The sequence below is a fragment of the Corynebacterium guaraldiae genome (assembly GCF_053480195.1).
This window is the reverse complement of record NZ_JBRBAU010000002.1, coordinates 208,182-223,658: the sequence shown is the minus strand read 5'-3', so window position 1 is coordinate 223,658 and position 15,477 is coordinate 208,182. Positions and strand designations below refer to the sequence as shown.

General features: G+C 60.8%; 14 protein-coding genes. 8 read left to right on the top strand and 6 right to left on the bottom strand.

The window, feature by feature from the left end; all coding sequences use genetic code 11:
• The first annotated feature begins 1 nt into the window (after position 1).
• From ACUY3D_RS02605 to ACUY3D_RS02590, 4 genes are all read left to right on the top strand, one after another.
• A complete protein-coding gene (locus tag ACUY3D_RS02605; RefSeq protein ID WP_070684175.1) occupies positions 2–913 on the top strand; it encodes an ABC transporter substrate-binding protein in 912 nt (303 codons plus the stop codon).
• Positions 913–1,695, top strand: a complete 783-nt coding sequence (locus tag ACUY3D_RS02600) for an ABC transporter ATP-binding protein (protein WP_010189119.1) — start codon at positions 913–915, stop codon at positions 1,693–1,695. Before ACUY3D_RS02605 ends, ACUY3D_RS02600 begins: the two co-directional genes overlap by 1 nt.
• 196 nt (positions 1,696–1,891) lie before the next feature.
• Positions 1,892–2,548 carry a DUF4232 domain-containing protein gene (locus tag ACUY3D_RS02595; RefSeq protein WP_448240277.1) on the top strand — a complete coding sequence of 219 codons (657 nt, stop codon included), beginning with the start codon at positions 1,892–1,894 and terminating at the stop codon, positions 2,546–2,548.
• Positions 2,549–2,650: 102 nt separating this feature from the next.
• Positions 2,651–3,829, top strand: a complete 1,179-nt coding sequence (locus tag ACUY3D_RS02590) for a hypothetical protein (RefSeq protein ID WP_246816535.1) — start codon at positions 2,651–2,653, stop codon at positions 3,827–3,829.
• On the opposite strand, the gene ACUY3D_RS02585 is transcribed toward ACUY3D_RS02590, so the two are convergent.
• The 4 genes from ACUY3D_RS02585 to ACUY3D_RS02570 all read right to left on the bottom strand — a co-directional run bounded on the left by ACUY3D_RS02585 (position 3,826) and on the right by ACUY3D_RS02570 (position 8,155).
• Positions 3,826–4,212: a hypothetical protein gene (locus ACUY3D_RS02585; protein WP_070596556.1), complete on the bottom strand. Its 387-nt coding sequence runs from the start codon at positions 4,210–4,212 to the stop codon at positions 3,826–3,828. The genes ACUY3D_RS02590 and ACUY3D_RS02585 overlap by 4 nt on opposite strands.
• Positions 4,213–4,578: 366 nt before the next feature.
• On the bottom strand, positions 4,579–6,675 hold the full coding sequence (locus ACUY3D_RS02580) for a siderophore-interacting protein (RefSeq protein ID WP_070597336.1): 2,097 nt from the start codon (positions 6,673–6,675) through the stop codon (positions 4,579–4,581).
• Positions 6,676–6,749: 74 nt separating this feature from the next.
• Complete coding sequence (locus ACUY3D_RS02575) at positions 6,750–7,019, bottom strand: hypothetical protein (protein ID WP_448240276.1); 270 nt, start codon at positions 7,017–7,019, stop codon at positions 6,750–6,752.
• Positions 7,020–7,147: 128 nt separating this feature from the next.
• Positions 7,148–8,155: an ABC transporter substrate-binding protein gene (locus tag ACUY3D_RS02570; protein ID WP_010189126.1), complete on the bottom strand. Its 1,008-nt coding sequence runs from the start codon at positions 8,153–8,155 to the stop codon at positions 7,148–7,150.
• A 312-nt stretch (positions 8,156–8,467) separates the two neighbouring features.
• On the opposite strand from ACUY3D_RS02570, the gene ACUY3D_RS02565 reads away from it, so the two are divergent.
• The gene (locus tag ACUY3D_RS02565) at positions 8,468–8,776 is read left to right on the top strand and encodes a hypothetical protein (RefSeq protein WP_070524691.1); all 309 of its coding nucleotides are present in this window, start codon (positions 8,468–8,470) and stop codon (positions 8,774–8,776) included.
• 7 nt (positions 8,777–8,783) lie between these two features.
• Here the strand turns inward: ACUY3D_RS02565 and ACUY3D_RS02560 are convergent, their stop codons facing one another.
• Entirely contained in the window at positions 8,784–9,989 is a 1,206-nt protein-coding gene (locus ACUY3D_RS02560) for a DUF418 domain-containing protein (protein WP_448240275.1), read from the bottom strand.
• A 59-nt stretch (positions 9,990–10,048) separates the two neighbouring features.
• Between ACUY3D_RS02560 and ACUY3D_RS02555 the strand changes: the two genes are divergently transcribed.
• Positions 10,049–10,492 (top strand): DUF1990 family protein, encoded by a 444-nt coding sequence (locus tag ACUY3D_RS02555; protein ID WP_257157666.1) that lies wholly within the window; start codon positions 10,049–10,051, stop codon positions 10,490–10,492.
• 30 nt (positions 10,493–10,522) lie between these two features.
• Here the strand turns inward: ACUY3D_RS02555 and ACUY3D_RS02550 are convergent, their stop codons facing one another.
• A complete protein-coding gene (locus tag ACUY3D_RS02550) occupies positions 10,523–12,274 on the bottom strand; it encodes an alkaline phosphatase D family protein (RefSeq protein WP_448240274.1) in 1,752 nt (583 codons plus the stop codon).
• A gap of 222 nt (positions 12,275–12,496) precedes the next feature.
• On the opposite strand from ACUY3D_RS02550, the gene ACUY3D_RS02545 reads away from it, so the two are divergent.
• Together ACUY3D_RS02545 and ACUY3D_RS02540 are read left to right on the top strand one after the other, a co-directional pair.
• The gene (locus ACUY3D_RS02545; RefSeq protein ID WP_070530338.1) at positions 12,497–14,371 is read left to right on the top strand and encodes a purple acid phosphatase family protein; all 1,875 of its coding nucleotides are present in this window, start codon (positions 12,497–12,499) and stop codon (positions 14,369–14,371) included.
• 103 nt (positions 14,372–14,474) lie between these two features.
• Positions 14,475–15,410, top strand: a complete 936-nt coding sequence (locus ACUY3D_RS02540; RefSeq protein WP_227485945.1) for a vWA domain-containing protein — start codon at positions 14,475–14,477, stop codon at positions 15,408–15,410.
• Positions 15,411–15,477 lie beyond the last annotated feature (67 nt).

Here is a 15,477-nt window from a genome sequence, read left to right as displayed (position 1 = left end):
CATGCAACGACGTAACTTCCTCAAGATCACCGCTGGCCTCGGCGTCGCCGCCTTCGCTGCGGCCTGCTCCAAACAGGAGACTGCGCCGAGCGAGCAGGCGGCCACCTCCGCGGCATCGTCCAGCGCCGCCGAGCAGCACCAGCGCGTGATCGCGCTCAACACCGGCCAGCTGGACAACCTCCTCATGCTGCGCATTCTCCCGGTGGGCGCGGCCAAGGCCAAGAACCTGGGCGTCGTCCCGGACTACATCCGCAACCGCTTCGGCTCCGACTTCGATCTGGACTCCATCGCGGACTGCGGCCTACGCGCCAACCCGGATCTGGAGACCATCGCCTCCCTGAAGCCCACCCTCATCTGCGCTAACTCGCGTACGGACGAGGCCATCCTGGAGCAGCTCAAGGCCATCGCGCCCGTCGTCACCGGTAAGGGCGGCGGCGAGAACTGGAAGCAGGACCTCCTCACCATCGCCGAGGCCGTGGGCAAGAAGGACTCCGCCGAGCCCCTCCTGGCCGAGTACGAGTCCAACGCCAAAGCCTGGGGCGAGGGCCTATCCTCCAAGCCCACCGTCTCCTTCCTGCGTTCCAAGGAAGACCAGTTCCAGCTCTACGGGGTCAACTCCATGGCGGGCTCCGTGGCCGCCGATGCCGGCCTGCCCCGCCCCGCCAACCAAAAGCAGATTGAGAAGGCTGGCCAGGACATCTCCGCCGAGCAGCTCTCCGAGGCCGACGCCGACTGGATCTTCTACGGCGTCAACGCCGGCGCCGCCGACCCCTCGCAGGCCGCCACATGGCACTCTCTCAAGGCAGTGCAGGCCAACCAGGCCGTGTCCGTGGACTACGAGTCCTGGTACATGAACGCGTCCCTGCTCTCGGCCACCATCATCCTCCAGGGTCTGAAGGACAACATCAGGTAATGAACGCTCGACTTTCCGCGCACTCCGTCTCCGTCGGTTATGGCGATACCGTCATCAGCCGCGACGTCACACTCGACATCCCCGACGGCCAGGTCACCACGCTCATCGGCGCCAACGGCTGCGGCAAGTCGACCCTCCTGCGCGGCCTGTCCCACTTGCTCCCACTGTCGGCGGGCTCCGTCACCCTCGACGGGAAGAAGCTGGGTGACTACTCCTCCCGGGAGCTAGCCACGCGCTTGTCGATGCTCCCCCAGTCCCCCATCACCCCTGCCGGCGTCACCGTCGCAGACCTCGTGGCCCGCGGCAGGCACCCGCACCAGTCCTGGCTGCAGCAGTGGTCCGCCTCCCACTCCGCCGCCGTGGACGAGGCCATGGCGCTCACCAACGTCTTTCAGCTGCGCGACCGCCCCGTGGACTCCCTGTCCGGCGGCCAGCGCCAGCGCGTGTGGATAGCCATGGTCCTGGCTCAGGACACCGACATCGTCTTCCTCGACGAGCCCACCACCTACCTGGACCTGGCGCACTCCATCGACGTCCTCGAGCTCGTCTCCACGCTCAATAAGGAACAGGGCAAGACCATCGTCATGGTGCTCCACGATCTCAACCTAGCCGCCCGCTACTCGGACAACCTCGTCCTCATGAAGGACGGCTCCGTCACGGCCCTGGGCTCGCCCGAGTCCACCATCACGCCGCAGGCCCTGCGCGACGTCTTCGGACTGGACTCCCGCGTCATCGAGGACCCCGTCACCGGCGGGCCGCTCATCGTGCCGGAGCGCCCATAAGCCCCGTCGTTCCCTGCGTTTTTCGATCATGGGAAAGGCGGCGGGAGTTCATCATGTTCACACTTTCAGTCACAGGACGGCTACTGCACACTGTGTGACACATTCTGCGAATCGTTGCTCATTGCTAGCAAAGACTTAACAGACTCGTGACCAGTAATCTCTAGTCCCCGTCGTGCTGTGAAACTACCCTGTGGGTATGAAGAATCTGCGCGCACTCCTGTCCCTCAGCCTGCTGCTGCCACTCGCCGCGTGTTCCGCCAGCGAGGAGGACTCTGCGGCACCGTCGGCAGTCACGACCACCGTCGTTCACTCGGCCGACGCCCCTGCGGGTGACGATGCCGCCGACGACGTTGCTTCCGGGGCCGCTCCCGGCGCGTCCGGCACCGCACCAGCCCCAGCATCCTCCACTATCCCGCCCTTGCCCGAGGGCGCCTGCGCCACCTCCCAGCTCTCCACCGAGATCACCAACGAACAGGGAGCCGCTGGCTCCCGACTCGTCGACATCGTGCTGACCAATACCTCTGACGAGGAGTGCACCCTCACGGGCTTCCCCGGCGTCTCCGCCGTCACCAGCAACGACGGCACTCAACTAGGCCCCGCCGCGCTGCGTGAGACCGGCACCGAAGCTGCCACCGTGACGCTGGCGCCAGGGGCCCAGGCCCGCGCGGGGCTCAAGATCACCAACGTGGGATTGCTCGACGCGGCGGCCTGCCAACCGCAGGACGCCGATGGCCTGCGGATCTATCCGCCCGAAAACACCGACAGCCTCTATGTCGCAGTGCCGGGCCTGCAGGCCTGCGCGGGCGAGGTCGACATCTTGTCTGTCCAGCCCATCACTCAGCTCTCCCCGTAAATCATTTCGATCTCCTAACAATTTCCAGCCGGTGATAGGACTCGGCTTCGCGTTTCGTTAGTCTCGGCCACGAGTTCGCCCCTCGGACGAAGGACATACACCATGACCACTCTCCCTGTCCTCCTGCCCCAACGCACCGCGCGTGCCGCAGTAGCGGCGGCATCAGCAGCCGCGCTCGTTGCGTCCTGCTCCCTCCCCGACACTCGGCGCGAGGCAGCCCCGTCGGAATCCGCAGTGGCACCTGACTTGAGCGCGGCGACCGAGTCTGCCTCCAACCCACCAGCGACCTCGAGCACTTCCTCACGCGCGACTCGCAGCAGCACCAGCCCAGCTACGTCGAGCAGGGCGGCATCGACACGCAACTGGCCCGTATCCTTGGCCGAAGAAAGCTGCGACCCGAACGCCGGAGTCGCCGACTCCGGAGTCGGCGAATTCGTTGACAAAGGCGAAGCACCAACGGCCATCGTTCATTTCCTGTTGACGGAGGAGCCTGAACGCGGAGCACCTCTCAAAGACTTCAAAGTCACCCAAGATTCTTTCGATGCGTGCGAGCCCCTGAGCTACATCATTGCCTCCGGCAACTACGAGGGCGAACAAGTGGTCTTCTCCATCGTTTTCAACTGGGGCCACCCGCTCAATGACAGCAATGGGTACTTCTCCGGCGACGGCTTCGACTTCACCATTGGCAGCGACTCCGTAAGTTTCACTACGGGCGATACTCCCGCACATGAGGCAGGCAAGCCAGTGAGCGTGACATTTACCGCGATGGACTTCGGAGCACTCAAGACCGAGCTCAACGCAGAAGACAAACACCACATCGGAATCGACCTCACCCATCTGAACGACGCCGTCGATCCGGCCGACCTCGACGAGTTCTACGAATTCGACACCAATAGCGGCCCCGTCCGCTGCCGCTTCTCCATCAGCGAAAGTGAATGCGACTTCCTCGACGGTGAGTTTTCCCCCGCGGAAGCCATGAACGGACCAAGCAACTACTTCCTCAAAACCCATGGCGAAACGGAAGTCGACCTCGCCACCTTCAGAGACGACTCCAAAGACTTCCTGTCCGACAAGAAATTTGAAAAGGTCGGCGACGGCACTTACGAGGCCGGCACCTTGGGTCACCCCATCCAGGCGGAGCTCAAAGACGGCACTCTGACCCTCTACTTCCCCGACGGCGCCTACGTCTTCGAGGACGGCGTCCTCGACTTCTTCAACGAGGATGACCTGGAGGCGGGTACCATGCGCTCGGCGGCAACGTCCTCTGCCCGCGCGGATTAGCCCTCGATGTCGCGCAAGTAACGGGCCGACACCCCGCCCGCAATAGTGCGCAGCGCGACGTCCTTGGTCACCACCGTGCCCGCGGCCACGACCGCATGCTCCCCTTTGTGGATGCCACCTTGATCCTGGAAACGCGCGCCCGAGTTGATGACAACGTTTTCCCGATGTGCGTGTTGCTGCCAAACAGGCTGGATACCTAGCGCGAGCAAGGTATCGCTGTCTCCTAGGCCAACTGCGGCGATGCGCTCGTTCTCATTGCCCTCAATATTTGACGCCGAGGAATCCTCGCCTCGGGAGCAACCGGAAAGGACGAGAGTGGATGCTGCTAAGACAGCGGCCGTCTTCATTGCCGCGCGACGGGTCAGCGAATTGTTTCGAAACATATAAAAGCCTAACGTGTAGGGAGCTCATTGGGGTGCGGTGAAGGCCATCGGACGCACGGGGTGTTGATCGATCCTCGAGCGCGCGTCAATCACGTCTACCGCGTCTACCCCGCATGGGGCAGCCTAACTAGATAAAGGATAGGCTAAGTTAATTATTTCGGGGGGTGTGTGGCTGCCGATATGGAGGCAACTCAGCCGCTAGGGGCCAGCCGACAGGCGCTCCCAGCCGAAGGGGTGGGACCCCAGCCGATAGGAAGGCTCCCAGCGGAAGGGGGGATCCCGGCCGACAGGGGGCACTTTAGAAACGGTTTAGCAAACCACCGAACGTCCGCCGCTCCTCCACACGCTTCGCCCGACCACCGGCAGTTACCTACCTCCCCTCCCCACCTCGAACAGCTGGGCACTCCACCCCACCGGCTGCTTCGAACGCACTACCGCACCCACGGCAGCCAGGTGCTTCGCAATCACACGGGCCGTGGGCAGCTGCGATCCATACAGAACGAGGCGTGATAAATCTTCCTGGTAGTCATGATCCTCGGCCCCACTTTCCTGCAACACTGGGGTCACCAGGAACAGCTGCGCCCCAGAACGTAGTACGGCAGCTACCAGCTGCTGCAACTCTATAGTTGGCCAACGTCGCCACGGATCAACCAGCACCACAGCATCTACCTGCTCGCACAAAGTAGCCACTGTGCCAGCCCAATCCGCCCGGCGCGCATCCCCACCGCTACGCCCAACCGTTGGAGCGTGCAGTGCACTATAGCGAGCACGATCCCGGCGGCGTGGAGCAATATCGCGCAGCATAACCTCCTCTGCGCTGGCCCCAGGCTCCGTCATCGCTGCAGTTGCTGCGCCTACTGAGATCCTTGCGTCATCCTCTGCCTCCGAAAACGACCCCAACACCACGGCGTTTGCCTGCGGTATCTTACGTAGAATCTCATCCGCATACACCGCCGCGGCCGGACCTCCCACCGCGCATCGAAGCGAGCCAGCATCCTGTCGCGCTAGTAGCTTGCTGCTCAGAATCTCCGCTGCGGCCGGGGCCGACCACTGAGCACTGGAGGCCGCCTGTTCGTGTTCCTCCACGGCCAGTTGTGGCTGGGTTTGCACAATGTAGTCCCAGCGGTGCTCGCCGGTATCAGCCGGATTCTGCAGTGCCTGCCCTAGCCGGCCAAGTGCTGCGGTCTTGGCGGCCGCCGGCCCGGTAATCCAATCCCTTACTGGAGAATCCGGGTTTGCCAACTCGCTGCCCAGCGCAGTGAGGCCGATTCGAACCGCCCGTTGGTCCGCCACATCCTCCGATGAGCTATCCAGTGCTACATCCGCCGACAACGTCACTAACCCCACTGCCTCCAGGTAACGCGCAATCCGGAGAGCCAGCTCCTGCTGCACGCCAGTTGCTTCGGCCAGTTGATCCACTCGATCCGCGCCCTCATCAATCAGGCCGAAAATCCCCATCCCTACGGCTTGGCGCACAAGAATCGCCGACCCCATTTCGGTGAGTTCATGCAGCTCAACCAGCGCATTACGGTAGCTCGTCACAGCCCCTGTCTCCGCCCCCTCACTGTCGCCCTGCAACGGAGTGCCCGTAACCTGCCCCGCACTCTCAGCCTGCGTAGCCGTCGCCCCTGCTTCCGATTGCGCCGGTGCCATTGCGCGCCAGTACCCCGTAATCTCCACGTTTTCCCGCGGAATCCCCAGAGCTCGAACCCAGCGTCGGATCGCCTTCAATCGCCCGGCCTCTCCCGCAGCCCATACATAGGGCATCGCAGCGGGCTCGGCCGCCCACTCTGGGTGTTCTCCGTACAACTCGGTAGCTTTCGCCACGAAGTCCCCGCCCTCGTCTCGCACCTGCCAGTGAATGTCCACCTGTGCTTCGAACTCCAGTCGCTGGACATGTGCCCGCGTGGCTACCTCAATAATCGCCACTGCCCTATACCCGGCGGGCAAAGACTCTATACAGCGAGCAATCGCCGGCAGCGCCGTCTCGTCGCCCACCATCAGTAGCCACGGAGTGTGGGTGGGCAGCGCTGCGCAAGACTTCGGCCCTGCGATATACAGGGGATCTCCCGGTCGAGCTCGTGCGGACCAGTCCTCGGCCAGGCCTTGGCCATGCCGCGCGAAGTCTACGACGAGACGGCCCTGGGAGGCGTCGAATGAACGGACGGTATATGTCCGAAACAGATCTTTGACTTCCTCTTGCCATAGCACCGTCGCGTCCTCCCGTGTGATGGGGTGAGGGCGCTCCCCGGTGGCCGGGTCTGGGAAGATGATGCGGATATCGTCGTCGAAACCATCGCTGACTAGCGGTGGTGCGTCTACGCCGAACGCACTATGGGCGCGTAGTTGTTCGCCCGTCAGAGTAATGCGACGCATCCCTGGTGTGATGTCCTCGATGTCATCGACCTGCAGTTCGCGGATCGTAATGGGGTAGATTTCCCTGTCTCGGCTATTCCTCGCCATGGTCATTCCTTTCTCGTTTCTGGGTTGGCGGTGTGCGGTGAGTCGGTGTGCGTAGGGTCAGTATGTGGGTTGGTTTAGTGGATTGGGACGGTGTGTAGCGGGTCAGTGTGGTGGATCGGCATGCGGTTGGTCGGCATGCGCAGGGTCGATGCCTCTCGCCTCGGGTGCTGGCCGGTCAGCCGAACTCTTGTCCAGCACCGCGGTGCCCACTGCTGAAAAACGTTCTTCCAGCCATCGACTTTCACCAGCTGCGCATGCGTAAGTTCAAGTTCGCTCACCCGCACCGGATACGCCCCCGGACGGCGCCTCCACGCAGCAGCCGGATCCCACTGCGCAGAAGACAAGCAAAGTTCCTTGCGGGTCGGCGGGCGGCAGCGGGGAGGCGAGTGAGCGAACAAGAAAGGGCATAAGAAAACACCCCACGCTGCCACACCGGGCGACACACTCGCGAGGGGTGCTGGAGAAAAAGAGACTAAGAGAGCTTTTTCAAGGTAGGCTTGACCTGCTCCAATACCCATGCACGGGACAGGGAGGTCGGCGTGTTCAGGCCGGCAACCACAGCCTCGTTACCCGCCAGGGTGGCGCCGGACTTGACCTGCGGCAGGTCTGAGTAGCCCGGGATCTTCTCCACCTCCGCGATGTCACCGGTGCGGTTATAGATCACCATGAAGTCCGCAGCCAGGGCGGAGACGTTTTCTGGCGACAGAGTCACGCGCCCCTGCTTTACCTCAATAGAGCCGTCGGTCAGAGGTTCCGGGAATTTCATACCCAGGTCGTAGATGAAAGAGGCTCCTGGGTCCTTCGGGTCGGCCACAGCTCCAAAGGATCCCTGAGCGAACTGGGAGACCACACCGGTCTTACCCTCGATATTCGGCAGCTCGGACTTCGCATCGGTGAAGACCTTCTCATCCTGGTCGATGACTTCTTGAGCTTTATCTTCCTTGTTGAAGATCTTGCCGAGCTCCTTCAGCTGCGACTTCCAGCCGATCCCCTCACCCTCGGTGCCAATACCACCCAGAGTGGGCGCGATCTCGGAGAGCTGTGTGTAGTTATCCTCGGAGATCGTCCAGTAGTCCCCGACGATGAAATCCGGAGCAGCGGCAGCGATCTCTTCCTTCGGCAGAGTCTTGAAATCGGTCTGCTTGATAATCTCCACGCCGTCCAACTTGCCGTCGCGCCACGGGGCATTCATGTCCTTAGCAGACACCACCACGGCGGAGGGCTTGATGCCCATAGCCAGCAGGTTGTCGATGGCTGGACCAATGGCAACGACGCGCTCGGGGTTTACGGGGTATGTGTCTTCCCCCCTGGCGTGCTTGATGGTGACTTCGGAGGCATTATCACCGGAATTCGCTGCGGAGTTTGCGCCTGAGGAAGTATTTTCCGCCTTGCCATCTGTATCGGAGCTGCAGGCTCCCAACATCAGGGTAGTGGAGAGCACGGCGAGACTGAGCGCACGGACAACGATTGAGTTCTTCATCCTGAATGGGTTTCCATTTCACTAAACGAACAAGGTTAGGTAAGGCTACCATCACCCAGGGTAGGCTAACAAGGGTAATCCGAGACTTTTTAACTTAATTTGGATCGGGGAGGGCACGACGATCCAGCTTCCCATTACTGCTCAGCGGCAATGCCTGCAGAGCTGAAGCCATGTCCGACAACAACACGTCCAAACGGCCCCGGCTGAAACATCAACCCCGATTAAGACACCCGCGAGGTTGACAAAATATATCGGAACGCCTCCAAAAATGAAGCCTCGTATATTCCATTACACAGGCCTACAATCGCGGCCATGGAATCCACGAAGCTAACATCACTCGTGTTTGGCAATGTTGTATTGGAATCGCACATGACGAAGACGATTATTGTCGTTTATTCGGAAGACATGCGGTCATGGTACTTCCGCCCGAGTCCGTACACGGAGCTTAAGGTGCCGCTCGATGAGCTGCGCGGGCAGCTGAGTAGAGAGCGCGCGGAACTCATCTCGGAACGTATCTTTGATAACGTAAAACTCGAGCTAGAGGAAAGCTACCCCGGTGGCGTGGACCGCGCGCAGAAGGAGCTCTGCGGCTGGCTTCTGCGCGAGGAATCAGCCGTTTAAACCAACATCAGGCCGACCCGAGAGCCGACTTAGACTCAATACGACACGTTGGGCCGTACGCCAGCCGGCGATGCGCCCACTCGAACGGGCCAGGTTTGCCCCAAGCCTCAAGCAGAGCAGCGAGAAGCAGCGTCAGGACAAAGACCAGCAGACCGATTCCAAGCTTGCCGCTCACCGAAGCATCCGCGCCTAGTCCGAAGCCGGCTGGGGTGACAAGAACAATAAACAAAACCGATTGCGCAATGTAGCCCGACATAGAGCGCTTGCCCAATGCCACGAAAGCAAAGGCCCACCCAGGAACGCGATTGTTGAGTTTCTCCGTGAGCAGTGCCAAAACCGCCAGAATGCCAGGACCCGTAAGAAAGCCAAAAGCTTGGTTCAGCATCAAGAACACCGGTTCCAATTCGGTTGACACAACGCCAGCGGCCGCAAGCCCCCACGGAAGACCAACAAAGACAATGACCATACCTGCAATAACAACCCAGGTGACCAAGGTTCGGCGGTGCGCAGAAACGTTTGCAAGCACGCCCTCCCGCGCCCAGATATATCCGATGAGTAAAACGCCTACCAGCCCCACAAATGTGATGGGGATCTGTCCCAGAGCAGCAACCTCACCGCGCAGGTTGCGGGCAAAGTAGTCGCCGAAGGTGACAAGGTCACCGGTCATCGGACGCGACTTGGGCAGAGGATTGAAGTAACCAAAATAGGCTCCCAATGCACCCGAACCGGCGAAGACCGCATAGCCGCCAAAGAACCAATAGGCAATGCGCCGCAGCGTGCGTGTCGAAAGCGTAAAGCACCAAGCCAAGGCGATGCCCATGAGGCCATAGACCAGCATGATGTCACCGTCGAAAAGCACGAAGCCATGCACCAAACCAAAAACTGCCAGCAGGCCGTAGCGGCGGATGAGTACGCGCCGGGATTCTTTAATGGTGTAGCCCTTACGCTGCAAACTAGCAGCAATGAGACCAATGCCGAATCCCAACAGCATGCAGAACATGGGCAGGCCTCGCACACGTACAAACATGCCGGTGAACACCGCCGCCACGATGTCTAAGGTGTTATCGGGACGCACACCGCCCAGGGTGGAGCTGGGACCTATCGACCAATCATTGACTACCCAACTCTGCACGGCGTTCGCCATGGCGATCCCCAAAAGCGCCGTGCCGCGCGCTAAGTCAGGAACGATAAGTCGTTGTCGTTTCTCCTGCATACACCCTATTTTACTCTTCTCAAGCATCATCTAAGGGCGGTTTGACTAGGCTGAACACCATGCCTGAGCCACTGTCGTACTCCTCCACCGAGGGCTTCCCGCAGCTGCACATGTCCCGCGTCATCGACGCTGAATTCGATGATGCCGCGGACAAACTCTTCCGCTGGGGCCTGCAGCGTAGCGGTCTTTTCCGGGTACGGCCCAGTCACGCCACGGTGGAGGAAGGCGCTGAGGTCGGCCTCGGGATGGGGCCGTGGGAGTTTCGCTGCCGGGTGGTGGATGTCTTCCGCGAGGAGGGCCGGTGTGGCTTTACCTACGGCACCCTTCCCGGCCATATTGAGCGCGGCGAGGAGACCTTTACCCTGGAGCGCCTACGGGATGGGCGCACGCTGCTGCTTGTCGACGCCTCCTCCCAACCCGCCCACCTCCCCTTCCTGCGCCCGCTGCTCGATATTCCCCGGCGCGCGCTGATTCGCTTCTTTTACCTCAGGGCGCTGGACTGATCCCCCGCAGCGCCCGCCGGCGGATGGTGGCTAGGCGGTGAATCCGTCCTTAGGATTCCAGGCCTTGCTCACCGCCAGCGCTACCGAAGCATCTTCAGCTTCAACATCAGACACGCGGTAGTAGTGCATGTCCACGTGATCGGCAAAGAGGTGCGCGACGGCATAGCCGTGGGAGTCATAGTCCAAGTGCTTTACCCACGGATTGGCGTCCTTGATTGCGTCCTCAATGAGCAACGAAGTCGAGTTGTCCTCCCCGTGGTAGGTGCCTGTGTAGGTGGTGAGGATTTCGTCGACATTGGGCGCCGTAATTGAGGTAGTCACCAGCTCACAGGCCACGCGCTTATCGTGCAGGTAGATGTCGTTGGCCCATTCCGAGTGAATATCACCGGTAATGAAGAAGGAGTTACCCTCGCGAGCATCAAGAGCCTCAAGCACACGGTCACGGTCGGCGGCGTATCCATCCCACTGATCCGAATTCACGGCAAAGCCAGAAGTATTGCCCTTGACAAAGCGCAAGCCCTCATTGGCCGCGTCATTACCGGGAATGGTCAACAGGCGCATGGGAGCCATCATCACGGAATTGCCCATCACCATCCACGTGGCGTCCGACATCGCAATAGTGTCCCGCAGCCACTGCAACTGCTCGTTGCCCACGATGGTTCGATTCGGGTCCCCGAAGTTAGCGGCGGTGGTTTCCTGATCGCGGTAGGTACGCAGGTCCATCATGGTGAGCTCCATGAGGGAGCCGAAGCGCAGGTTGCGGTAAAGCTTACCGCCCTCGCTCAGCTGCTTTTGACGCAGCGGCATCCATTCGTAATAAGCCTGCAAGGCGTCGTTCCAGCGGCGGGACCACTCGCCCTCTGCAAACCCAGGTGTGTGGTTTTCGGCGCCCTCGCGCCAGGAGTTGTTGGCTGTCTCGTGGTCGTCCCACACCACGACCCACGGGGCCGCAGCATGCGCAGCCTGCAGGTGCTCGTCGGTGCGGTAGCGGCCGTAGCGAATGCGGTAGTCCTCCAGCGTGACGATCTCCCATACGGGGTGGTGCTCACGTGCCACGCCACTCTTGCCCACGTACTCCCCCGTGGGATATTCGTAGATGTAATCCCCAAGGAAGACCACGAAGTCAAGCTCCCCGGAGCGTCCACGCTCCGCCATGTCTTTGTAGGCGTTAAAGAAGCCCGATTCGTAGTTGGCGCACGAGGCCACGGCGAATTTCAGGTTGTCTACCTGGGCGTCGACAGCCGGCGCAGTTTTCGTCCTGCCCACGGGCGAATACGCCCCGCTATGCTCACCCGAGGTCACCTGGAAGCGGTAGTAGTACACGGTGTCCGGGTTCAGGCCAAAGGGATCTACGTGAACGGTATGGTCGTGCTCCGCGGAGGCAACCTCTTGACCGTGTGCCACCACGGAAGCCATCGCCTCATCTGTAGCAATCTCCCATGCCACGTGAACGTCGTCTCCCATGCCAGAACCAGGCAGGGCATCCCGGTCCGGGGTGACGCGGGTCCACAGCACCACCGAGGTGGGCAGCGGATCACCAGACGCAACGCCGTGGAGGAAAGGCAGCTGGGCGCCGGTGTACTGGTTATACGCTTCCAACGGGGCCTGGCGCGGGGTGCCGTGCTGGGCAGTTGCTGCCGACAGCCCATAGCCAGCGGCCGCGGTGGATGCACCAACGGCGCCCCAACGCAGCGCGGTGCGTCGATTAAAGCGGATAGCGCGAGAGTTTCTTAAAGATTCTGAAGAGTCTGGGGTATCTGTGGACCCGAATTCGTGGGACATGGGGCTAAACATAAGCTCACCAAAACTGCTATTTCAACGCGAAACAGCGCGTAATATCCCCTATACCGGGGGCATGTTCCACAGATTTCTATTCTGCTTAACCGAAGGTTCACCTTGAGATGTTTCTGTGACTAGGTCATGTCTGTTTCTCTGTTTTCTCAGCAGAGAAACACTCTCACATTCAACTTCCGATATTCATCGCAAAAGGCACACAAAGCAATAATGAAGCGTTTTAGTTTTTCTCCCGCCTCCGCTGGCGTAGCCACCATGACCGCGGCCGCTCTTGTCTTCACCTCACAGGTAAGCGTTCCCGTTCTGGCTACCGCTCAAACTAGCCCCATTTCCCGGATGGTGCTCCAACCGGGAAGCAAGGAAAGCTCCGTCATTGTCTCGTGGCGCACCCAGGGCCCGGCAGACAAGGAAGTCCTCGAGGTCACCGGCCCAGACGGCGCCCAGACCTTTGAAGCCGAGGAAAAGGACGGTGGCGCTATTGCATACGTGTCCAACTACGCCACCGCTACGGGTCTAAAGGAAAACACCGAGTACACCTACCGCGTCGGCTCCGAAGAGGGCGGCTGGTCCGAGCCTGAAACCTTTAACACCGGCAGCTTTGGCCAGGACTGGAGCTTCGTCACGGTTTCTGACGCGCAGATTGGAGTCGATGCCGACATCAAGGGTCAGACCGAGCAGTGGAACAAGACCATCGGCAACGCGGTTGCCGACGCCCCTCAAGCCAGCATGATCTGGTCCCTCGGTGACCAGGTTGAGGGCTGGGGCGCGACGATCGCGCAGTACGACGGCTACTTCTCCTCACCGGAGATTCGAAACATTCCCACCAACGCACTGCCGGGCAATCACGAGACGTACCCGTCAGACCTGGCAATGAAGCACTACGATGAGCACTTCATCAACCCGAATCAGGAGCCAGACCTGCGGGATTTCTACTTTGAGCGCAACAACGTTCTCTTCCTTGGGCTCGACACCAACGCCAGCAGTGACGCGGACATTGAGCGCCATGCGGAGTTCATGCGTAAGACCATTGAAAACCGCGGAGCTTTCAATGACTGGATCATCGTGGGCATGCACCACGCCTTCTTCTCTCAAGGCACCCACTACACCGATGGCGATGTAACCAAGCTCCGTGAAAAGCTCGCTCCGGTCATGTCCGAACTGGACGTCGATGCCGTACTCAGCGGCCACGATCACATCTACACCCGTACCCATCTCATGAACGGCCTTGAGCCGGTGAAGGCTCCTGCGAAGCGTGGCGACGTCCTCGCCCCCAATGACGGTGAGGTCCTCTACATCACCACCACCTCGGCGGGCGGCGGCAAGTTCTATGACTTCCAGGGTGAGGACGGGAAGAAGTACCCCAATGCCCGCATGGAAAACATGGACCCTGCTCTGCCGCACGAGTCCACGGCGATCTGGCGCCAGGACTACGACGAGGACTACATGGTCGTCGATGTGACCGGTGATGAGCTCACCTTCCGCACCTACAACGCCAACAACCCGAACTTGGTGGACAAGGTCACGCTGAAGAACAACGACCACGCCATTGCGGACCCGCGCGAAGAGAAGCCGACGACCCCGGCACCGGCGACCACAACTGAGGTCGTCACCACGGAGGTACCGACCACCGTGACCACCACGGAAACCAAAGAGGTCCCCACCACGGTGACCACCACGCTCCCAGCGGAGAAGACCACCAAGACAGTGACCTCGATGGTGCCCACCACTGAGGAAAAGACCATCACCACCAAGGTGCCGACGACCATTACCACTACCAAAACTGCCGAGCCCTCCGAGCCTTCGGATCCCTCCAAGCCAGCCAAGCCAGGTGAGCCAGCCAAGCCGGATGAGAACTGTGACGAGGGCTCTGCGGGGGCGTCGGCAAGCTCGGCAGGCTCCTCCGATGGGTCCTCGGATGATTCGTGCTCGTCCTCTCGCGGCGGCATGATTGGCTTCCTGTTGGGGGCCATCAGCGCGCTGATTGTCGCCGGCGGTGTGGCGGCGCTGGACCCGAACAGCCCGGTCCGCAACAACATTCAGAGCATGCTCGACTCGCTTTACCGGATGTATACCCGGTTGTTCTAAGGCCCCCTAAAACACGCAAACGGAAACGGAATGCACGGGGGTTAATCCCCCTGTATTTCCCGTTCCCAAGCGCAGATCGCCTCCTGTGTGTAATTTAACTCACATGCACACAAAGTCACGTTTCATACCAAAACCATTGCTCACGGCGATTCTTTTCCTCGCAGCAGTCGCTCTCTCCGTCGTAAGCGTTCTCTTTCCCCTCACCGCCACCGCCGAAGATTCACGCTCAACCTCCACTAGTAGCTCCGTGCCGAGCTCCCCCACTGCTTCTAGTGACATGGCCCCGACCATGGTGGTCTTCGATTCCTCCGGTTCCATGATCACCAACGATGCCGGCGGCCAGACCCGCATCGACGCCGCCAAAGATGCCGCCCGCACCTTCATCACCGAAGCCGGGGACGACGCCCCTCTGGGACTTGTCACCTACGGTGGGAACACCGGCGAGGCTCCTGAAGATGAAGCTGCCGGTTGCCAGGACATCACCGTGGTAACGCCACCCGAGGCCGGCAATTCTGAGAAGATGATTGGCCACATGGATGGCCTCCAACCGCGCGGCTTTACGCCCATCGGTGAATCTCTGCGCAAGGCCGCGGCTGAGCTTCCAAAGGAAGGCCAGCGCAGCATCATCTTGGTCTCGGATGGCGTTGCGACATGTACCCCGCCACCGGTCTGCGATGTGGCGAAGGAACTCAAGGAACAGGGTATCGACCTGGTCATCAACACCGTCGGCTTCAACGTGGAACCTGAAGCTCAGCAGGAACTCCAGTGCATTGCCGACGCCACCGGCGGCACCTATGCCGACGCCTCCGACGCCGATAGCTTGGCCAAGGAGCTTAGCCGCGCAGCACCGCGCGCCTTCAACGCCTACGAATCAGACCTCAAGGAAATCGAAGGCGGCGAAACCAAGGGTTCTCCGGCCAAGGTAGACCGTGACGTGGAAGCCTTCTCCACCACTCTTCTTCCGACGGAGGGTGAGGGGCACTCCGCTGAATCCACTACCTTCTTCACTACCCCATTGCTGAAGGCGAGCGCGTGGTGATTGGGCCTGACCCCTTTTTGGTGGACACCTTTCATTCCAGCCCAGTCGGGCTGGGAAGAAAGGTAAT